Raw genomic sequence first — 20377 nt, forward strand, 5'->3', positions numbered from 1 at the left:
CAATTATTGACCACCACATTATCAATCGGGGCCCGGCGCCCGGGGCACGGATCCATAACGGCGGCGTGAGGGCTGCCACACCACCGCCGACGCGATGGGCCCGCCGACGCGGTCGGCGGCCCATTTGGGTGCACGGCCCCAGCCGAGCGACTTCGTCATCTCCTGGCACGCCTTCTCGCAGCAGCGCCGGCACACCTCGGCGAAGACCCGGCGTGCTCGTAGCTGGTTGCCGTGTCCCTCGCAGACGTCTCCGCAGGCCTTGCAGGCGGCCGCGCACGCCGCCGGCATGGAGCGTTCGGGCTGGCGTCGTGGCCGGTGTGGCGCGTCATCACCCGGGCGGTCGCCGCGCAGATGTCGGCGCAGGCTCGTTCAGGCGCTGGCGGGCAACCGAATTCGCGCTGGCGAGACTGACTCGTGGCTAATGTCGATCGACGAGCGCACCGTAGCTGTCGGGACGCCGGGTGCGCAGAAACGGGAAGGCGTCCAGCCAGTCGCGACGTTGGTCGAGGTCGAGGTCGGCGATCAGTATCGCCTCTTCGTCGCGCGGCGCCTGCGCCAGCACCCGGCCGTACGGGTCGGAGATGAACGACGAACCGTAGAACTTGAGCTTGCCCTCGTCGCCGGTGCGGTTCGCCACGACCATGAACAAGCCGTTGGCGATGCCGTTGCCGACGATGACGTGCTGCCACAGCGGTTCGCTGTTGAAGTCGGGGAAGGCGGGCTCCGACCCGATGGCACTGGGGTAGACCACTATTTCGGCGCCATGCAGCGAATAGCTCCGGGCCACTTCCGGGAACCATTCGTCCCAGCAGGTCGGCAGGCCGATCCTTGCGTCGAGCCCCTCGGGTGTGAGCACCGGATACGGGTCCCCGTCGGCAGGGCCGGGGCGAAAGTACGCGGCCTCGCGGTAACACTCGGAGTCGGGGATGTGCATCTTGCGCACGCGGGCGACTAGTTCGCCGGCGGGGGACACCAAAATTGCTGTGTTGTAGCCCAATCCGTCTTCCTTGCCGTCTTCGTTCGCAGCCTTCTCGTACAGCGAAGCCTGCACGAAGACGTCGTTCGTCTGCGCGCATTCGGCGGCGAACGCGAACGTCGGTCCCGCGAGCAGATCTTCGGCGGCACTAACCGGAGGAGACGGCGGGGCGAGGTCGCCCGGATAGCGGATCAGGGTCAACTCGGGCAGGAACACCACGCGGGCGCCGGCGGCGGCGGCCCGCGCGATGCCGTCGCCCAGGACGCTGGTGAGCTCGGTATGGTCGGCACGCCAGCGATGCTGGACCAGTCCGACCCGCAGGGGCGGGCGTTGCGACGGCGTCGTACGCGTCAGCGACTCGGGGGCGTCGGCGGTGAGGGTGATCATTGGCGCACCTCCGCGGGGTCGATCGGGGACGGGCGAATCGATACGGTGTGAGTAGTCATCCGTGAACGAGTACCCGTCCCCCGGTGCCGCAACCGCAGAAGTTGCCCGATGGCCCGGTCCTCGACGCGCGGCCGGGCGCCCCGGTTAACACCTCGCCTTATGCGGGTAACCGCCGTACTGAACTTCTGTCAGGGCGGAGCACACGAGGAGCGGCCGAATGAGCCAGCAGGATGCGATCATCACGGGTTTGCAAGACGTCCTCGGAAAAGAGGAGGGCTTGGCCGAGCTGCTCGAGCAGTCACTGGTCAACGCGCGCAAGTCGGCCGAAGCCGAGTTGAACGCCGACCTTTTCGAGGCGCTGGACTGGCCCGAGGACATTCCTCAGTACGAGGAATACCTGAAAGGCTTCCTCAGGTGGTTGCCGCGCCAGTCCGACGCGAAGGCGTGGCGGGGAATGGACCCCGGCCAGCGGCACGCCAAGGAGGTCAGTGACCGGATCTCGCACTTCTTTTTCCTGGTCGACCAGGACGGTGAGCGCGGCGCGCCGCAGGATTCCGGCGCCTTCCGGGACTGGATGACCGAATTCGCCCGGCAGTGGGGCAGTTTCCTGGACACCCCGGAATCGTTCAGTCCGGAGATCCTGCAATCGTTCATCGAGAATGCGCCCGAATACCGGGTCTACGAGTCGCTGGTCGAAGGAAAGCCGAACGAGGCGAGCGGCTGGCTGACGTTCAACCAGTTTTTCGGTCGCCGGCTCAACGGCGGCCTCCGCCCGATCGCCGAGCCCGGAAGCAACACGATCGTCACGTCGCCGGCCGACTGCGTATTCCAGCACGCCTACGACATCGACGGCGACTCCAACATCCCGGCCATCACCATCAAGAACACCCACAAGTACGGCAACATCACGCAGCTGATCGAGGGCAGTCGCTATGCCGAGAGCTTCGCGCGTGGCACCTTCGTCCATTACATGCTGAAGCCGTCGTCGTATCACCGCTTCCATCTGCCCGTGTCGGGGCGGATCGCCGAGTCCTTCCGGAACGCCGGAACGGTCTGCATGCACGTCGGTCTGAAAAACCAGGAGTTCGTGGCCAGCGACAGCGCGACGACCGGCTTCGAGTTCGCCCAGAATCGGGGCGTGGTCACCGTCGACACCGCCGACTCCGACGGGGGCGACATCGGTATCGTCGCGGTCATCCCGGTCGGGATGGCGCACGTGTCCTCGGTGGTGATCACCGCCGCCGAGGACACCCGGATGGCCAAGGGCGAGGAGTTCGGCTACTTCCAGTTCGGCGGCTCGGACATCATCGTCCTCTTCCAGGAGGGGGCCGCTCCGGAGATCGACACCGGCGAGCACTACCGCCTCTACGGCACTCCGATAGCCCGCTGCCGACCCCGCGGGTCCTGACCGGCGGCGTTGCGATGAGCGGCCTACTGCTCGAGCTGTACGACGGGTGGCGGCCCGCGCTTTATGCCGCCGTGAAGGCGGCCGCATTGTTCGCCACCGCCGCAGCGGCTTTCCGGCTCACCCTTCGGCGCACCATGTCCGAGTTGACGCCCTTCGACTGGGTCACGGGTGTCGCGGTCGGCGCCATCATCGGTCGCACCGCCACGGCCGCCGGCACCTCATGGACCACCGGGGTCGCCGCGCTGGTGACCTTGATCGCCGCCCATGATGTCGTCGCTCGCCTGCGTTTTGTCCCCTGGATACGCCGCCTCGTCGACCCGCCCGTGCGCGTCCTGATTCGCGATGGCCAACTGCAGCAAGCGAATCTGCGACGCTGCAGGATCACCCGTTCCGACCTCGACGCCATCCTGCGCGAACACGGTCACCAAAGTCCCGACGGCGTCAGCCTGGCGGTGTGGGAGTCGCGGGGAGTGGTTTCGGTCCGTGCCGCCACCGAATCGGCAGTCTCGACCGACCCGGGCGAACGTGGCCCCTGAGAGGCGTCGGGTCAGGCGGACACCGGTTTCTTGGAGGCGGACGCCGAAACCTTCATCAGCTTCATCATGTTGCCGCCCATGATCCTCTCGACGTCCTCCTGGCTGAAGTCCTTGAGTTCGTCGACGAAGGAGATCGGGTCCTTGAGCCCTTCGGGGTGCGGCCAGTCGGATCCGAAGACCACACGGTCGGATCCCACCATGTTGACGATCTCGGTGAAGCGGTCCTCCCAGAACGGGCTGACGTACACGCAGCGCTTGAAGGTCGCGATCGGGTCCTCGCTGAATGCCTGCGGCATCTTCTTGTAGACGCTCTTGAGCCCCTTGAACAGGTGGGGGACCCAGTCGGCGCCGTTCTCGATCGACAGGATCCGCAGGTCGGGGTTGCGGGACAGCGCGCCGTGGCAGATCAGCGCGCCGAACGCGTCCTCGACGGGCCGGTGGCCCATGGCCAGGCTGCGGAACGCAGTCGGCTTGAACGGCAGGAATTCGTCGCCGGGCTCCCAGATGTTGAGCAGCTCGGAGTAGCCGCTGTCCGAGGCGTGCATCGAGACGGGGATCTCGGCGCGCACGCATGCCTGCCAGAACGGGTCGAACTCCTCGAGGCCGAAGGAACGGCTGCCGCGGTAGCCGGGCACCGGCGCGGGGCGGACCAGCACGGTGCGGGCGCCGCGCTCGAGGCACCACTCGAGTTCTTCGAGTGCCCGTTCGACGATCGGCAGCGTGATCACCGGGGTGGCGAAGATGCGGTCGGAGTAGTTGAACGACCACTGCTCGTACATCCACTGGTTGAGCGCGTGGATGACGTCGTGGGTCATCTCCGGGTCGTCCTTCATGCGCTCCTCGACCAGGCTGGCCAGTGTCGGGAACATCAGGGCGTAGTCGATGCCGAGTTCGTCCATCACCTCCAGCCGGGCGCCCGGCTCGCGGAAGGCGGGGATGGCCTTCATCGGCTCGCCCAGGATCTCGCGGTAGCTCTTGCCGCCGCTGCCGTTGCGGAAGTACTCCTCCTGGGCGCCGGGGCGCGCCACCACCTCGAACGTCGGGTTGGGGATGTAGTCGCTGATGTGGCCGCGCACGACGATCTTGGTGCGACCGCGAACCTGCACGTAGTCGATGACGTTCTTGCGCTTCTCCGGCAGGAACTTGGTCAGCGCCTCCTGCGGCTCGTACATGTGGTTGTCCGCGTCGAACACGGGGAAGGGAAGCTCGCGAGACGGCATGGCGATCTCCTTGAAGTCAGGGTTCTCATCTTGTGGTAATGACGTTACCACCGTGGCGCAACCGGGTATACCGGGATTTACGCGTCCGCCTGCAGGCCCGCCGTCGGTGTCGCCCCGTTGATGATCGCGAAGTTCACGGTCGCGGTCGCGGCGAGCTCGTCCCCGTCGCCTTGGCCGTCGCCGTAGATGTCGACCTGCATGACCATCGCCCGCCGGCCGGTCCGCAGCATGCGCGGCACCGCCACCGCGGAGCCGCTGCGGATCGGCCGCAGGTAACGCACGAACAGGTCCGCGGTGGTCATCGTGGTGCCCGGCTGCAGGAAATCCAGCCCGAACTGGCCGCCCGCCACGTCCACGAGCGTGGCGATCAGGCCACCCTGCAGGGCGCCGGAGGTGTTGACCACCTGGGGGCTGACCGGCATCGTCATCGCGAACTCGCCGTCGCGGGTCCCGGGCCGCATGCCCACCTGCGCGAACAACTCCCGCAGCGACGGCGCGGCGGGCTCGTCGGCGGCGTCCCGGATGCCCAGGGCGCGGCTGCAGAAGTCATACAGCTGGCCCGCGTCGATCGGAGTTCCGTTCAATTCGGTGCCCAGCCAGTGCAATCGCTGCGCACCCATCACGGTCTGCATCACGATCGCGGCCGCGGCCCCGACATCGAGTCCCGGGTTGAACACTCCCTCGGTGATGCCCTGCCCCACGACGTCGCGGATCAGCTGGTGCAGGGGGGACAGCACGCGGGCGTACTCCCGCGGGCGGGTCTCGGCCAGATTCTGGTTGTAGAGGGTCAGCGCCCGGTTGAGGCTGTCCTGGGTCGTCGACTCCGGCTTCTGGCTGATGCGGTCGAGGACGAGCTTCAGCGCCGCCGTGCTGTCCATCGCGGCGGTTTCGGCACGCCACGTCTGCGCCGATTGCGCGATGGTCCGCTCGAACAGTGCGAGCAGCAGTTCGTCCTTACTGCTGAAATGCTGGTAGAAGGCCCGTAGAGAGGTCCGCGAGCGCGTGACGACCTCCTGCACGGTGAAGTCGGTGCGTCCCGTTTCGCCCAGGATGGCAACGGCCGTCTTGATGAAGCGGTCGCCGCGGGTCACTTCGGCTTCCTCGCCGGGGGCGGTCATGAGTTGCTCGGTCCCCTTCCGTCGCGCGGTGCCTGCGCGTTGAGAATGAGGTTACCGCGCGCGGGGATGGATCCACCCAGAACGGTCCCGCGGGCGTCGGCGGGGGTTGGCTTGGTGCGCTTCTGGTGTACTGCTGGACCGGGGGGCGGCGGTTAGGATTGGCTGGTATTCGCCTGCGGGGTGGAGGTAAGCGGCGATGGTATTTGCGATGGAGCCCTCCGAGGTGGGGGCTGCGGCGGTGACCCAGGCCGGTTTGGCCGAGCAGACGGGTGCGGGTGCGAGCGCCGGCGCGCCGACGTTGTTGGGCGTCGCGCCGATGGGCGCGGATGCCGATTCGGCCGAATTTGCCGCGGCATTGGCCGCAGTGGGTGCGGCGTATGTGGCGACCGCCGCCCAGCATGCGGCCCAGCGCGGACTGTTTTCGGATGCCCAGGCGTTGGCGGGGGAGACCACGGTGGCCAGTGAGGCGATCCGCGCGGCGGCGCTGTCGCTGTAGTCCTGGGGGGTTGTGGTGCCGCACCCGTGGCCGACGTTTAGCCCGGAGGCCAACTACACGGCGTTGATGGCGGGGTCTGGTCCGGCGTCGACGTTGGCCTATTCCGGGACGTTGGGCGCCGAGGCGGCTGTGAAGAGCCGGATTAAGCTAGCCGCCCCGGGCCGCGATCATCGCCGAGCGGTTCACCTTCGTGGCCGCGGTGCGCGGGATCGCGTCGACGAACTCGACGGTCTTGGGCGCCTTGTAGTGGGCCAGCCGGCTCTTGGCGTACTCGATCACCTGCTGCGCGGTCAGCGGCGCGCGGTCGGCCGGCTGCACCACCGCGTGCACGCGGCGTCCCCACTGCGGGTCGGCGAGTCCGATGACCACGACGTCGGCGATGCCGGGGTGGCCCGCGAGCGCCGACTCGACCTCTGCGGGAAAGACATTGGCGCCGCCGGTGACGATCATGTCGACGCGGCGGTCGACGATGTAGAGGTAGCCGTCCTCGTCGAGGTAGCCGATGTCGCCGGCGGAGCGGAAGCCGTCGTCGGTCGACGGCAGCGGCGCCGCCCCGCCCAGATATCGCGAGCCCGCGGCCATCGGGGCGCGCAGGTAGATCTCGCCGTGCTCGCCGGGGCCCAGCGGTGTCCGGCCGGCGTCGAGGATCCGAATTTCCGTCTCCCGGAAGCCCCGTCCGACACTGCCCGGATGGGCGAGCCACTCGTCGCCGCGCAGCGCGGTGAGCCCTAGGTTCTCGGTCATGCCGTAGGCCGACACGATCTGCTCGGGGCTCAGGAGCTCGAACCAGGTGTGCATCAGCGACGGCGGCATCACCGCGGCGCCCTGCAGGATGAACACGACGCTGGACAGGTTACGCTGCCTGACGTCGGGCCGGGCCGCGATGCGTGCCAGCATCGTCGGGGTGGCCGTGAAATTGGTGATGCGAAAGCGCTCGATCACGTCCAATGCCAGTGCCGCGTCGAACTTCTCGAGGATCACCAGATGGTCGCCCGCCAGCAGGAAGAAGAAGGTGGCGAAGCCGTTGGTGTGATACATCGGCGCGGGCACCATGATCGTCTGCGGCTGGGCCACCGGCGTCCAGTTCGACAGGAACGGTTCGCCGTGCTGGGGCGTCCACAGCGACGGCGCCAGGCTGAGGATCACCTTCGGAACGCCCGTCGACCCGCTGCTGCAGATTCCGTTGACGTTGGGGGAGACGACCGGGGGCAAGGGGTTTGCGGATTCGCCGGCAGCGCGTGCGTCCAGTTCCCAGCGGCTCTTCTCGTCGACCACCACGGTCGGCGCGATCACCTCACGCACCCGGTCGCGCTCCCATTCGGGTAGGTCCCAATGCATGGGGACCGGAACCGCGCCGATCTTCCAGCACCCCAGCGCGGCGAGCACCAGGTGCAAAGAATTCGGAACCCCCAGCGCGACAAGCGCACCCGGTCCGGCGCCGCCGGCGGCCAGGGCGCGCCCCCACTGGTTGGCGCGCGCGTCGAGCTCACCGAACGTCAGCGACTCCGCGGTGCCGTCGAGACCGACGACGGTCACCGCCTTCTCGTCGCGCTTCTCCTCGGCCAGCTGCTGCAGTTTGGTTCCGAAGGGGATGCCGTCCGCCAGGGGATTGGGGGCCGCGGCTGGCGCGGTCGGCAAGGCCGAGTCACTCACGCCGTGACCGGCCCGGTGAACAGGGTCTCGAGGTGGCCGTCGCGAACGTCGGGGATCAGGCGCAGCGCCAGGGCCTCGGCGCCCAGCGGCAGCCGGATCAGCGGCTGGGTGTGCCGGTCGAGCACGCTGATGTCGGACTCGTCGCAGAAACCCAGCGCGCCGAGCAACTGGTGCGAGGTGCGCAGTACCTGCCGCGCGGTGTCGGCGGCCTTGAGCCGCAGGACCAGTGCGTCGGCCGAACGCACACGGGGCCCTGGACTTTCGGCGCGGGACACCGTGTACTTCGCGAGTTCCTCGAGACCCCGGACCGCGACCGAGGCGTCCGCGACGGCGAAACTGACCGCCTGGAAGTCGGCCAACGGCTTGCCGAACTGGACCCGGGCGAGGACATGTTCGGTGACGATGTGCAGCGCCTGCTGTAGCGCCCCCAGAATCCGCCATGACCCCAGCACGAGATGAAGGTTAACGTCGGTCGCCGCAACCGCGCCATCGAGTGCGCCCAGCGAAGCCGGCACCAGAAACGGCCCCAGTTTGGCGTGGGTGGGCGCCGCCGGATGGGGTTGGTAGCGGTTGCCGTCGAGGTCGGCGGCGATCCAGCCGCCGGCCAGGTCGCCGTGGTCGATGCGGGGCGCGCCGGGATTGACCAGGGCCAGTCGCGCGCCGTCGATCGCGAGCAGTTCTTCGACGACGGGGTAGGGCAGGGCCGTCGCGCCGGCGGCGCGGCACAACACGGCAGCGGCCAGCAGGTCGTCGGAGGACGATCGCACGTCGAGGTCGAAGGCGCCGACCTCGCTCAGGGCCACCCGCGCCTCGTCCCGAACGCCCCGATCGCTCTCGGCGCGCAGCGCCGCCTGCGGGCCGCCCAGCCGGCCCAGGCGCTTGACCGCAACGGCGGCGAAGTCGCTGATGTCTTCTGGCAGAGCGGTTTTCACCGATGTTCTCCCAACACTTCCCGCGCGACCAGCATTCGCTGGACTTCGATGGTTCCCGACGCGACGGTGGCCGCCTGCGCATAGCGCCAATGGTCTTCGATTGCCCCGTGCAGCGGGGCAGACGATCCGCTGTCCAGGGCCGTCGGGCCGAGCGCGTCGAAGAGCAATTCCGCGACCTGCTGGTCGCAGGTGGTGGTGGCGATGCGCGCGGCGCTGGCCGCCGCGCCCGCCGCCGGGTCATCCTGCAGCGAGACGGCCCGATACGCCAGCAGCCTGGCCACCCGCAGATCGACCAGCGCCCGCACCCAGCGGGCGCGGATCGTCTCGGGCAGCGTGTCCCACTCGTCGCCGAGCCGGGCGCGCAGCCGGTCCAGCAGCGACTCGCAGCGCGCGTACCGCGCGATGCCGACCCGTTCGAACGCCAGCGCTTCGCGCATCACCCGCCAGCCGTCGCCGGGCTCGCCGAGGACGTCCTCGGGAGAGGCCGCGACTTCGTCGAGGAACATCTCGTTGAGATGGTGCGGCCCCAGCATCGACGGGATCGGGCGGACGGTGAAGCCCGGCCGGTCCATCGGAATCAGAAAGAGGCTGAGCCGCTTGGACTTCGGGGCGTCGGGGTGGGTGCAGGCGGCCAGCACGCACCAGGACGCCATCTGCGCGTACGACGTCCACACCTTCTGGCCGGTGATTCGCCACCCGTCGCCGTCGGGCACGGCGCGGGTACGCAACGACGCGAGGTCCGAGCCGGCCTCCGGCTCGGAGAAGCCCTGACACCAGATCACGTCGCCGGACGCGATGGCCGCCAGATGCTTGGCCTTCTGCTCGGCTGTGCCGTACCGCATCAGGGCCGGGCCGACCCAGTTGATTCCCATGTACTGCGGACCGCGCGGTTCGTGTCGCGCCCACATCTCCTCGCGCAACACCGTCTGCTGCCAGACCGAACCGCCACCGCCGCCATGCTCTTTCGGCCAGGCCAGGGCCAGCAGCCCTTCGGCGGCCAGCAGCTTGCAGAACGCCTCCGTGGTGGCCAGGTCTTGCGGGTCGTCGGTGCACGCCCCCAGAAAGTCCGCTGGGATGTGCTCGGATATCAACGTGCGCAACCGGTGTCGTAGCTGCTCGGCGTCGTCGCCGAGATCGTAGTCCATCTTCGTCATCCCTTCGGCAACCCGAGCAGCCGCTCGGCGATGATGTTGCGTTGGACCTCCGAGGTTCCGCCGTAGATGGTGGCGGCCAGCGCGTCCTGGCGCTCGAACAGCAGATCGGGCTCCCCGGCCGAGCCGGGTCCGTGGGCGGCAGCGGCCAGCTCCCAAACCCGCTGCAGGGTCACGGATCCGAGTAGCTTGGAGATGTCGGCCTCCGGGCTGGGGCGCCCGGCCAGCTCGTTGTTCAGGGCGCGGTACCCGGTGGCGCGCAACGCCTCGGCGTCGCCGAGCAGCGCGCCGAGTTCGGTGTAGATGTCCGGGTCGCGCCCGCCCCGCGCCGCCTCGAGCCCGCGCTTGATCTCGACCCAGTTCATGATCCAGATCATCTGGCGCTCATGGTGTAGCGAGGACAACGCGACGTTCCAACCGCCGTTGAGCGGCCCCAGCAGGTTTGCGGCCGGCACCTCGACGTCGTCGAGGAAGACCTCGCAGAACGTCTCGTCCGAGATCGACGCCATCCGGATTGGCTCGATCCGCACGCCCGGGGAATGCAGGTCGAGGATCAGGCAGGAAATGCCACGGTGCTTTGGCGCCTCCGGGTCGGTGCGGGCATACAGGGTGCACCACCGTGATTCGTGTGCCTGCGTGGTCCAGATCTTGTGACCGGTGACCCGGAACAGGTCCCCGTCCCGCTCGGCCCGCGTGCGCAGCCCGGCGAAATCGGATCCGGCCTCCGGCTCGGACATCCCCAGCGCCCACCATTCGTCGCCGCGCAGCAGGGGAACCAGGAGGCGGTCGATCTGGTCGGGGGTGCCGAACTGGCGGATGCCGGGCGCGGCGACGTTGGGGCCGGCGATGTTGGGCAGCTTGGGTGCCGAGCGCAGGGCGGCCTCCAGCCGGACTTCCATCGCGTCGCGCAGACCCAGCGAGCGCCCGCCGTGCTCGCGCGGCCAGGTCGGCTGTATCCAGCCCGCTTCGAAGGCGGCGCGCTGGTAGTCACGTCGCAGCGCCAGGTCCCAGCGGTAGGTGCGGTAGTTGTCGTAGTAGTCGCCGGGCAGAAACCGCGTCAGCCAGGCGCCGAATTCCTCGACCACAGGGCTCATTCCGCGCCTCCCGCAAAGCGGCGGCCCACCTCGTGGTAGAGCGCGCGACTGTCGCCGAGCATCGCCGCGCACTGCCAGGCGTGCCGGACGTAGAGGTGGATGTCGTGTTCCCAGGTCTGCCCCAGGGCGCCGTGCACCTGGACCGCGGTGCGCGCGCAGGTGACCGCCGCGTCGCCGGCCGCCGCCTTGGCCAGTGCCGCGGCGGTCCAGGCATCCGCGGGACCGGTGTCCGGGTCGCCGAGCCGGGCGGCCGCCGCGTAGGTGAGGCTGCGGGCGCGTTCCACGGCGACGTAGTTGTCGGCCAGTGCGTGCTTGATTCCCTGGAACGCGCCGATCGGCGTGCCGAACTGGCGGCGCGTCTTGGCGTGCTCGACGGCGCGGTGCAACGCGGCGCCCGCCACCCCGACCAGGTCGGCGGCCGCGGCCACCAGCGGCGTGGCGAGGGCCGATTCGACGCCCGCCGAGCTCAGGGGCGCGGTGGCCAGCGGCTCGGCGTCGACGTCGACGTCGGCGACGGGTTGTGCGGGGTCGGTGGACTCGCCCGCCGCTGCGGTCACCCCGTCGCCGCAGCGCGCCACGGCCGCCACGAACCCGTCGCCGGCATCGGCCAGCGTGACGAGGAACTCGGCGCGCGGCAGGTTGGGGACCGCGACTGCGCGTCCGCGCAGGCGTCCGTTGTGCAGCGCCATCGGGGCCCCGGGCAGCCGGGCGCCGGGGGAGTGGACCGCCAGGGTCGCGACGGCACCGCCGGCGATCTCGGCGAGCACGGAGTCGAGGCCGGTGCCGCGCAGCGCGCCCGCGGCCAGGCCGACGCTGCTCAGCAACGGGATCGGCGCGATCGCGGCGCCGCATTCCTCGAGGACCACCGCCAATTCGACGGGGCCGTAGTCGCCGGCCGCCAGTTCGGTCCAGCCCAGCCCGACGACCGTCTTCCACAGGCTGCGCCAGCGGTCGGGGTCGGTCAGGGCTTGGTGGGCGGCGTCGGGTGGGCACTCGGTGCGCAGGACGTCGCGCACGGCGTCGCGCAGCGACAGCTGGTCCGAGTTCAGGCCGACGTCCATAAGACCTCTAACATACTAAAGATAGCCAGCTAAGGGGACGGGTCGGCGGCGGCCGCGCGCCGCCGGGCCTCGGTGGGGACGATCGGCGGCCGCGCGAAGGGGCCCCGCCGCACCGCACCGAGCCGGATCTCCGGCAGGTCGACCGACGGGTCGACGGTGTCGAGCCAGGCGACCGTCGCCGCGACATCGGACGCCTGGATCGCGTACATCTCGAACGGAACGTCCTGGAGCATCTCGGTTTCCACCGGACCCGGCGTGACGAGGTGGACGCTGATACCGTCCCGATCGACTTCGAGCGCCAGCGCCCGGGCGAACGCGTTGACTCCGGCCTTGGACGCCGAGTAGGCGGTGCGGCCCGGCATCGGCTCGTGCGCCGCCGATGACGAGACGAACACCAGCCGCGAACCGGCGCGCATCCGGGGCAGCACCGCGGCGGTCACCACGAAGCACGAGTCCAGGTTCGCCGACATGATGTCGCGCCACTGCGCAAACGTCTGCTTGCGCGCGTAGGTCCCGCCCAACGTGCCCGCCGCGTGGACCACGAGGTCGATCGAGTTCAAAACCGCGATCGCGGAGGCGAATCCGTCGCCGTCCGAGGCGTCCGCCGCGATGTGACGCGCACCGATCTCCACGGCGGCCGTCCGCAGCGGGGCTTCGCGCCGGGCCACCAGCACGACGTCGTACCCGAGCTCGCAGAGCCTGCGCCCGCATTCCTTCCCGATCCCGCCGCTGCCGCCGGTCACCAGCGCGGTTCTCACGGGGCGGCCTTCAGGAGCGCCGCAAGTCCCGCGGGCGGGACTCCAAGCGGGAGAACGCTTGCGGCGACAGCGCATTGATCCGCTGACCGGATGCCCCGGACAGCACGTAGGTCTGGGTGTCGGCGAGGTGGCGGCCCGCGATGCGGCGGGCCCGGTCGACGTCGCCCTCGGCGATCGTCTCGGCCAGTTTGACGTGGGTGTTCAGCACCGCGCGGCGCTTGGCCAACGAGGGGTAGGTGCCGCGCGCCGCACTCTCGTCGGCCCACTGCCGTTCGTGGCCGGTCCACAGGGTCTCCAGGCTGCCCACGACCGCGATGATGGTGTGGTTCCCGCAGCCGCGGACGATGAGATCGTGGAACTGGCGGCCGATTTCGGTGAACCGCCGGCCATCGTCGAGATGCTCGGCCATGGCATCGTTGACCCGCTTGAGCTCGGGGACCAAGGTGTCGGCCCGGTCCGGCCGTTGGGCCGCCAGTGCGGCGCAGGCCGGTTCGAGCTCCTGCAGCGCCATGCCCAGGTCGGCGACCTCGACGGACTCGCTCTGCAGCAACAGGCCCAGCATGTAGGCCGCGCTGGTTTTCGCCGGGGCGTGCACGACGGCGCCGCCCCTGTTGCCCCGGCGCACCGACACCAGCCCCTCGGTTTCCAGGATCCGAAGCGCTTCCCGCAGCGACACCAGGCTGACGTTGAACTGTTCGACGAGCACCTCTTGGCGCGGCAGCAGATCGCCGTCGGCGAGCTCGCCGTCGACGATCTGGCGACGCAACTCGTCGGCCACGATCTCGGCGATCCGCGGCGCCGACAGCCGGCGGCGGGAGTCAGGTGCAATTCCCAAGGCGGTCATCCGATCCTCGCAGCCAAGTCCACTCCACAGGCTCAGCTATTTTAGCAGTAATGGTATAAATAGCCGGGTGAGCTGCGGGTCCAACTGCCGCCCGACACCGCTGGCCGAGTTGCGTGTCGTCGAGATCAGCGACCGGATCGCCGGCGGCTACTGCGGGAAGCTGCTGGCCGACGCCGGTGCGCAGGTGCGCAAAATCGAGCCACCCCAAGGGGACTGGCTGCGACGCTACTCCGCCGGCTGCGCACCGGTCGCCGAGGGTGATGCACCGTTGTTCAGTTACCTCAACGCGGGCAAGCAGAGCATGACCTTCGCGCCGGATTCGGAACGCTATCGTGCCGAACTGGCCGCCGCCGACGTCGTGGTCGTCACCGCCGACCGGGCGCGGGCCGCGGCGCTGGGGATCGATCCGCGGCGGCTGCTGGCCGACTCCCCGCACGCGATCGTCGTCACCATCTCGGACTTCGGCTGGAGCGGGCCGTACGCCGGGCGCGCTGCCAGTGAGCTGACGCTGCAGGCCTGGGCGGGCTCGCCGGGGTTTCGTGGTGACCCCGCCGGGCCGCCCATCTCGATCGGCGGCGACCTGGGCGAGTACATGGGCGGCGTGTACGCCGCGTTCGGCGCGCTGGCCGTGGGCCGCCGCGTCGCGCGCGGCGGCCCCGGCGAGCACCTCGACCTGTCCATGCTCGAGGCGATGACGGCGATGCAGAGCAGCGAATGGTTGCACTCGCAGCTGCTGCGGCGGCCGCCGATCCGGCGCACCCTGGAGGTGCCCTCGATCGAACCGGCCAAGGACGGCTACGTCGGCATCACCATGGTCACCGGCCAGCAGTGGCTCGACTTCGTCGCGATGGTCGGGTGTCCGGAGCTCGAGGAGATCGAGCAGCTGCGTTTTCAGATCGGCCGGTGGGAATACCGCGACTTCATCCGCGAACGGATCGGTCCGTGGCTGGCCGAGCGCACCGTGGCGGAGGTCGTCGAGCTGGGGCAGCTGTTCCGGCTGCCGATCGCGGCGCTGGGCAACGGCTCGACGATTCGCGACACCGAATACGTGCGCGAACGCGGCGCGTTCGTGTCCAACCCGGCGGGTTTTCACCAGCCCCGTCCGCCGTGGCTGATGTCGGTGTGCGCGCCCGCGCCGCCGCGTGCCACCGCCGCTGCCGGCGCCGACAACGACGAGGCGCCTTGGCTGCCAAGGGAAACCACCACCGGCGCGGCGTCGCACGAGTTGCCCCTGGAGGGCGTGCGCATCATCGATCTGACCGCGTTCTGGACCGGTCCCGCCGCCACCCATCTGCTGGCGGCGTTCGGCGCCGACGTCGTCAAGGTGGAGTCGATCCAGCGTCCCGACGGCATCCGGTATTCGGGCGGGATGCGCACCGACGTCGACGACTGGTGGGAGTACGGGTGGGTGTTCCACGCGATGAACACCAACAAGCGTTCGGTCACACTGGATCTGGGCTCGGAGCAGGGACGTGCCGCGTTCCGTGCGATGGCCGCCGGAGCCGACGTCGTGATCGAGAACTTCTCGCCCCGGGTGATGGACCACTTCGGCCTCACCGCCGACGTGCTGCTGCAGGCCAACCCCGAGCTCGTCGTCGCCCGGATGCCCGCGTTCGGGCTGGACGGCCCGTGGCGCGACCGGGTCGGATTCGCCCCGACCATGGAGCAGATCGCCGGACTGGCCTGGGTGACCGGACTGCCCGAGACGCCCCCGGTGACGCCGCGCGGCGCCTGCGATCCGCTGGCCGGCGTGCACGCCGCCTTCGCCGTGCTGGCCGCGCTGGGTTTCGCCGAACGGACGGGCACCGGCCAGCTGGTCGAACTGCCGATGGTCGAAACGGTGCTCAACGCCACCGCGATCCAGGCGATCGAATACGAGGTCTTCGGCGTCACGCTGGGCCGGCGGGGCAACAGCGGCCATGGCGGGTCGATCCAGAACATCTACCGCTGCGCCGGGGACGACGACGAATGGATCGCGGTCACCGTGCGCGACCACGGGCAGTGGCGCGCGCTGGTCGAGGTGATGGGACACCCGGACTGGTGCGACGAGACGATGTCCACGGCCGCGGGCCGGCAGCAGATCGCCGACGACATCGATCGCCGGCTGGGCGCGTGGTTCGCCGGGCAGCCCCGCGATGCGACGGTGGAGCGACTGGCCGGCGCGGGCATTCCCGCCGCGCCCGTGGTGTCGCCGTCGTTGGTGACCGAGAACCCGCAACTGCTGGCGCGGGGATTCTTCCAGCCGCTCGAGCATGCGAGCATCGGTGCGGCCCTGTATCCCTGCCCGCCGTTCGCCTTGCTCGCCGGCCAGGACAGGTGGCTGCGGCGTCCGCCGCCGCGGCTGGGTGAGCACAATGGGGAGGTGCTGCGCGAGCGGTGCGGGCTGACCGACGAACAACTGGAGACCCTGGCAGGCAACGGGGTGATAGGGACCCGGCCCAAGGGGCTGTGAGGAAGGAGGCATTCGATGCGCGTGACCGTCGACGGGACCCTGTGTGAGGCCAACGGCTTCTGCGAGTCGCTCGCCCCGGAGGTGTTCGAACTCGGTGACGCCGACGTGGTGCAGATCGCCGACGGCCCGGTGCCGCCGCGGCTGGAGATCGACGTGCGCGCCGCGGTGGACCAGTGCCCCAAGGCGGCGCTGCGGCTGATCGACTGAGCTACCGGCGCTCGGTCAGCGAGATCGGCATCTCGTCGTAGATCGACATGTTGGTGGTCAAATTCGGGTAGGCCACCTTGGCCGGACCCAGGGCGATGTCGTCGCAGCGCAGCAGCTCGTCGAAGACCGCGCGAAGCTCCGCCCGCGCCAGCATGGCGCCCAGGCAGTGGTGCGGCCCGCCACCGCCGAAGGCCACCTGCGGGTTGGGCCGGCGGCCGATGTCGAAGGTGAACGGGTCGGGGAAGACCTCCTCGTCGCGGTTCGCCGAGCGCAGCATCGACACCACCCGCTCGCCCGCGGGTATGTGCAGGCCGTCCATTTCGACGTCGACCTTGGTGGTGCGGGCCCAGTACGCCACCGGTGAGGCCCAGCGCAGCACCTCCTCGACGGCGGTCGAGCGCACCGCCTCCTCGGCACGGTAGCGCTCCATCTGCCCGGGGTTGGCCACGAACGCCTGCAGCCCGCCCGCCAGCGCGTTCTTCGTGGTGTCGCTGCCGGCGAAGGTCAGCACGAAGAAGAAGAACTCGAGTTCGTTGGGCGGCAGGCTGAATCGCTCGCCGTCCTCGCCGGTGATCACCGCGGTCGCCAGCGTGCTCCAGATGTCATCGGCCGGGTTGCGGCGCTTTTCCGCGGTGAGCTCCATCGCGTAGCCGAAAATCGTTGCGTACAGATCGCTGTAGTCCTGCCGGCTCGGCCGCTGTGCGGGCGAGTTGGCCTGCAAGATGCGGTCCAGGCAGTCGAAGATTCGTGGCCGGTCATCGTCCGGTATGCCGATGATGTCGCCGATGACCGTCATCGGCAGGGCGTCGGCGACGTCCGCGATCCAGTCGCCACCGCCGCCGGCGAGCAGGCCGTCGATCATCCGCGCGGCACGCGCCCGGATGCCGTCCACGAGTTTGGCGATCCCGCGGGGGTTGAACGCGTTCGAGATGATTTTGCGGCGCTTGTTCAGTTCCGGGGGGTCCATGTTGATGATCGTGGGATACGACGCGAACATCCCGACCGGCTGGATCAACGGGCCGTCGGTCGCGGTGAACGAGTCGACGTCGCGGTGCAGGCGCACCGCGTGCCGGTGTTTGGTGGCCACCCAGAACCCGCGCTGGACCGTCCCGGAAAACACACGCGCGACGCCCGGGGTGGGCTCGTGCCGGAAAAGCGGTTGGCTGCGGCGCAGTTCGGTGAAAATTTCATCGGGAAAACCATTGCGCCACAATGCGAAATCGGAGAGATCCACTGCGACAGCCGCCATGGGAAACCTCGTTCCGGCCGGAGCGTTCCCGCCCGCTCGTTGACGTTCAATGCTTAAAATAGTAAAAATAGCCCTAGTCGTCGAACCGTCCTAGCCCCAGACGAGCGGAGTGCTCGTGACGCATACGATCCCAGAATCGGCCCCGGACCCGTCGGAGCGCGAGTTCGGCGAGGCCGGCATCGCGCTGTCGTCCTACCCGTTTCCCACGGGGTGGTTCATCGTCGCCTTCGCCTCCGATCTCGCGGTCGGCCAGGTCAAGCGCGCGCACTACTTCGGCGAGGAGTTGGTGCTGTTCCGCACCGAGTCGGGCCGGGTCCATGTGCTGGACGCCTACTGCCAGCACCTCGGCGCCAACCTGGGTGTCGGCGGCACCGTGGAAGGCGAGCACGTCGTCTGCCCCTGGCACGGCTGGCAGTGGCGCGGCGACGGGTCCAACGCGCTCATTCCCTACAGCAAGATCGGCTGCAAGAACAACGTGCGCATCCGCGGCTACCCGAGCATGGAGTGGTACGGTTTCGTGCTGGCCTGGCACGAGCGGCACGGGCGGGCACCGTACTGGACCCCGCCGGTGCTGCCCGAACTGGAAACCGGCGAGTACTACCCACTGCACCCGCACACCCAGATGCTCAACCGGGTCAAGGTTCACCCGCAGATGATCATCGAAAACGCCGCCGACCCCTACCATGTGCAGTACGTGCACAAGGCGGCCAATCCGGCCACCACCGCGTCGTTCGAGGTATCCGGGTACCACCTGCACGCCACCGTCAACGCCCATTTCGGCGGCGGGCGGGCGCAGACCTGGCTGACCCCGAACGGCCCCGTCGACGCCAAGATCATCTACGACAACTACTCGCTGGGCCTGGGAGTCGTCCGGTTCCCCAGCGAGCTGGTGGCCACCGTGCAGGTCACCGGGCAGACGCCGGTCGACGAGGACTACACCGACTACTTCTACACCCAGGCCTCGGTGCGCGAGCCCGGCGACACCGGCGACGTGCCCACGGGCCGCGCGGCCCGCTTCCTGGCGCTGCAGCAAGAGGTCATCAAACAGGACTTCTTCACCTGGGAGAACATGAAATACCTCGAGAGGCCGAACCTGGCCCCCGAGGAGGCGCACGACTACGCCGCGTTGCGCCGCTGGGCGCACCGCTTCTACCCGGGCCCGCAGCCCTCGCCCGCCGACTTCGGTTACACCGCCGAAGGGGAACCCGACCCGGCCGCCGCGCAAGCCTGATGCCCGGACCCTCCGATTTCGGGGTCGAGCGTTTCACCGTGCCCGCCGTGCTGGACCGGCGCGCCGAGCAGTACCCCGACCGGGTGATGATGACCATTGCCGGTACCGACGTGACGTTCGCGCAGATGCGGCGGCGGTCCTGCGCCGCGGCGAACATGCTGGCCGATCACGGTGTCGGGCGCGGTGACTGCGTGGCGCTGTTCACCGCCACCTGCCCGGAATGGGTGTACTTCTGGCTCGGCGCGGCGCGCATCGGTGCGGTCAGCGCCGCGGTGAACGCCGCCAACAAGGGCGAGTTCCTGCTGCACACATTGCGGTTGTCGGGCGCCCTGGTGATCCTCACCGACGCCGAGCGGCGCGCCCGCGTCGACGAGGTCGCCGGTGCGTTGGGAACGGGAATTGATGTTGTGGTGCAGGGTGATTCGCTGACCGCCGAGCTGGATCGGAGTACCGGGAGCCCGCCGGCGGACGACGCGGCGGGGATCGGGGACATAGGGTGTCTGTTCTACACCTCGGGCACCACCGGTCCGTCGAAAGCGGTTGCCACGACCTGGCATTACCTGTTTTCCGTGGCCGCGACCGTGGCGTCGGCCTGGGAACTGGCGCCCGGCGAGGTGGTGTGGACGGCGATGCCGCTGTTCCACCTGAGCGCGGCGCCCAGCGTGCTGGCCCCCATGCTGGTGGGCGCAACGACGGTGCTGGCGGCCGCTTTTCACCCGGCCCGGGTATGGGACGAGGTGCGCGCCCACGGCACCGTGGGCTTCGCCGGTGCCGGCGCGATGGTCTCCATGCTGCAGAACCTGCCCCCGGATCCGCGTGACGCGCAACTGCCGCTGCGGTTCATCTCGGCCGCGCCGATCGAGGCCCAGGTCTATCGGGCCATCGAAAAGCGATACGGCTGCCGCATCGTCACGATGTACGGGATGACCGAGGCGTTCCCCATCGCGGTCAAGGCGCTGACCGAAGCCGGGGTGCCGGGCACGTCGGGCCGGCCCAACCCCGACTTCGAGGTCCGCATCGTCGACGCCTCCGGAAATCCGCTGCCCGCCGGGAGTGTCGGCGAGATCGTCTGCAGGCCCAGGCGTCCCCACGTGATGAGCGAGGGCTACGTGGGCGAGGATGCGCGGCTGGCGCCCCACCCGGAATGGTTCCGCACCGGCGACCTCGGCAGGCTCGGCCCCGACGCGGCCCTGACTTATGTGGACCGCGTGAAGGATTCGCTGCGCAGACGCGGCGAGAACGTGTCCTCCGTCGAGGTGGAGGGCGTCGTCACGCGCCATCCCGCGGTGGCCGAAGCCGCGGCGGTCGGGGTGCCCAGTGAACTCGGCGAGGACGACGTCCTGGTGGTCGTGACGTTGCGCCCCGGCGCCACACTGGATTGCGCCGACCTGCTCGACTTCTGCGCGGCCCGCATGCCCTACTTCTGCGTGCCCCGATACGTCGACACGGTGGCCGAACTGCCGAAGAACGGCATCGGCCGCATCCGCAAAGACGTGTTGCGCGCGCGGGGACTGACCGCGCAGGCATGGGATCGCGAGGTGCACGGTTATACCGTCCGGCGTTGAGTTGCGTTACCGTTGCCTCAGCAGCGGATCGGCCGTAGT

At 69.4% G+C, this 20377-nt stretch carries 19 protein-coding genes; 7 read left to right on the forward strand and 12 right to left on the reverse strand.

What is annotated here, in order from left to right; all coding sequences use genetic code 11:
• Positions 1-21 precede the first annotated feature (21 nt).
• Together AB8998_RS09995 and AB8998_RS10000 are read right to left on the reverse strand one after the other, a co-directional pair.
• Positions 22-288 (reverse strand): hypothetical protein, encoded by a 267-nt coding sequence (locus AB8998_RS09995; RefSeq protein WP_369737765.1) that lies wholly within the window; start codon positions 286-288, stop codon positions 22-24.
• Between the two features lie 130 nt (positions 289-418).
• A complete protein-coding gene (locus AB8998_RS10000) occupies positions 419-1363 on the reverse strand; it encodes a nitrilase-related carbon-nitrogen hydrolase (protein ID WP_369737767.1) in 945 nt (314 codons plus the stop codon).
• 217 nt (positions 1364-1580) lie between these two features.
• On the opposite strand from AB8998_RS10000, the gene AB8998_RS10005 reads away from it, so the two are divergent.
• Together AB8998_RS10005 and AB8998_RS10010 are read left to right on the forward strand one after the other, a co-directional pair.
• Positions 1581-2771, forward strand: a complete 1191-nt coding sequence (locus AB8998_RS10005; RefSeq protein WP_369737769.1) for a phosphatidylserine decarboxylase — start codon at positions 1581-1583, stop codon at positions 2769-2771.
• Positions 2772-2842: 71 nt separating this feature from the next.
• A complete protein-coding gene (locus AB8998_RS10010) occupies positions 2843-3307 on the forward strand; it encodes a DUF421 domain-containing protein (protein WP_369737770.1) in 465 nt (154 codons plus the stop codon).
• An 11-nt stretch (positions 3308-3318) separates the two neighbouring features.
• Here AB8998_RS10010 and AB8998_RS10015 read toward each other — a convergent pair whose 3' ends face one another.
• Together AB8998_RS10015 and AB8998_RS10020 are read right to left on the reverse strand one after the other, a co-directional pair.
• Positions 3319-4527 (reverse strand): amidohydrolase family protein, encoded by a 1209-nt coding sequence (locus tag AB8998_RS10015; protein WP_369737772.1) that lies wholly within the window; start codon positions 4525-4527, stop codon positions 3319-3321.
• 77 nt (positions 4528-4604) lie between these two features.
• Positions 4605-5645, reverse strand: coding sequence for a hotdog fold thioesterase (locus AB8998_RS10020; protein ID WP_369737774.1), 1041 nt, complete (start codon positions 5643-5645; stop codon positions 4605-4607).
• 196 nt (positions 5646-5841) lie between these two features.
• Between AB8998_RS10020 and AB8998_RS10025 the strand changes: the two genes are divergently transcribed.
• Positions 5842-6141, forward strand: coding sequence for a PE family protein (locus AB8998_RS10025; protein ID WP_369737776.1), 300 nt, complete (start codon positions 5842-5844; stop codon positions 6139-6141).
• 147 nt (positions 6142-6288) lie between these two features.
• On the opposite strand, the gene AB8998_RS10030 is transcribed toward AB8998_RS10025, so the two are convergent.
• The 7 genes from AB8998_RS10030 to AB8998_RS10060 are packed head-to-tail and all read right to left on the reverse strand — an operon-like array spanning position 6289 to position 13634.
• Positions 6289-7794, reverse strand: a complete 1506-nt coding sequence (locus AB8998_RS10030) for a class I adenylate-forming enzyme family protein (protein WP_369737778.1) — start codon at positions 7792-7794, stop codon at positions 6289-6291.
• The gene (locus AB8998_RS10035; protein ID WP_369737779.1) at positions 7791-8726 is read right to left on the reverse strand and encodes an acyl-CoA dehydrogenase family protein; all 936 of its coding nucleotides are present in this window, start codon (positions 8724-8726) and stop codon (positions 7791-7793) included. Before AB8998_RS10035 ends, AB8998_RS10030 begins: the two co-directional genes overlap by 4 nt.
• On the reverse strand, positions 8723-9880 hold the full coding sequence (locus AB8998_RS10040) for an acyl-CoA dehydrogenase family protein (RefSeq protein WP_369737781.1): 1158 nt from the start codon (positions 9878-9880) through the stop codon (positions 8723-8725). The genes AB8998_RS10035 and AB8998_RS10040 overlap by 4 nt, the downstream gene beginning before the upstream one ends.
• Positions 9877-10971 (reverse strand): acyl-CoA dehydrogenase family protein, encoded by a 1095-nt coding sequence (locus tag AB8998_RS10045; protein WP_369737782.1) that lies wholly within the window; start codon positions 10969-10971, stop codon positions 9877-9879. The genes AB8998_RS10040 and AB8998_RS10045 overlap by 4 nt, the downstream gene beginning before the upstream one ends.
• Positions 10968-12032 (reverse strand): acyl-CoA dehydrogenase family protein, encoded by a 1065-nt coding sequence (locus AB8998_RS10050; RefSeq protein ID WP_369737783.1) that lies wholly within the window; start codon positions 12030-12032, stop codon positions 10968-10970. The genes AB8998_RS10045 and AB8998_RS10050 overlap by 4 nt, the downstream gene beginning before the upstream one ends.
• Positions 12033-12061: 29 nt before the next feature.
• Entirely contained in the window at positions 12062-12790 is a 729-nt protein-coding gene (locus AB8998_RS10055; RefSeq protein WP_369737785.1) for an SDR family oxidoreductase, read from the reverse strand.
• A gap of 10 nt (positions 12791-12800) precedes the next feature.
• The gene (locus AB8998_RS10060) at positions 12801-13634 is read right to left on the reverse strand and encodes a FadR/GntR family transcriptional regulator (RefSeq protein ID WP_369737787.1); all 834 of its coding nucleotides are present in this window, start codon (positions 13632-13634) and stop codon (positions 12801-12803) included.
• 67 nt (positions 13635-13701) lie between these two features.
• On the opposite strand from AB8998_RS10060, the gene AB8998_RS10065 reads away from it, so the two are divergent.
• Positions 13702-16086, forward strand: coding sequence for a CaiB/BaiF CoA-transferase family protein (locus AB8998_RS10065; RefSeq protein WP_369737789.1), 2385 nt, complete (start codon positions 13702-13704; stop codon positions 16084-16086).
• A gap of 15 nt (positions 16087-16101) precedes the next feature.
• Positions 16102-16293 (forward strand): ferredoxin, encoded by a 192-nt coding sequence (locus AB8998_RS10070; protein ID WP_369737791.1) that lies wholly within the window; start codon positions 16102-16104, stop codon positions 16291-16293.
• Position 16294: 1 nt separating this feature from the next.
• Here AB8998_RS10070 and AB8998_RS10075 read toward each other — a convergent pair whose 3' ends face one another.
• Complete coding sequence (locus AB8998_RS10075) at positions 16295-17542, reverse strand: cytochrome P450 (protein ID WP_369737792.1); 1248 nt, start codon at positions 17540-17542, stop codon at positions 16295-16297.
• A gap of 115 nt (positions 17543-17657) precedes the next feature.
• Here AB8998_RS10075 and AB8998_RS10080 point away from each other — a divergent pair, with 115 nt between their 5' ends.
• Together AB8998_RS10080 and AB8998_RS10085 are read left to right on the forward strand one after the other, a co-directional pair.
• Positions 17658-18773 carry an aromatic ring-hydroxylating oxygenase subunit alpha gene (locus tag AB8998_RS10080; protein ID WP_369737793.1) on the forward strand — a complete coding sequence of 372 codons (1116 nt, stop codon included), beginning with the start codon at positions 17658-17660 and terminating at the stop codon, positions 18771-18773.
• Positions 18773-20338 (forward strand): AMP-binding protein, encoded by a 1566-nt coding sequence (locus tag AB8998_RS10085; RefSeq protein WP_369737794.1) that lies wholly within the window; start codon positions 18773-18775, stop codon positions 20336-20338. Before AB8998_RS10080 ends, AB8998_RS10085 begins: the two co-directional genes overlap by 1 nt.
• Positions 20339-20377: the final 39 nt, after the last annotated feature.

It is taken from the genome of Mycobacterium sp. HUMS_12744610 (genome assembly GCF_041206865.1).
GTDB lineage: Bacteria > Actinomycetota > Actinomycetes > Mycobacteriales > Mycobacteriaceae > Mycobacterium > Mycobacterium servetii.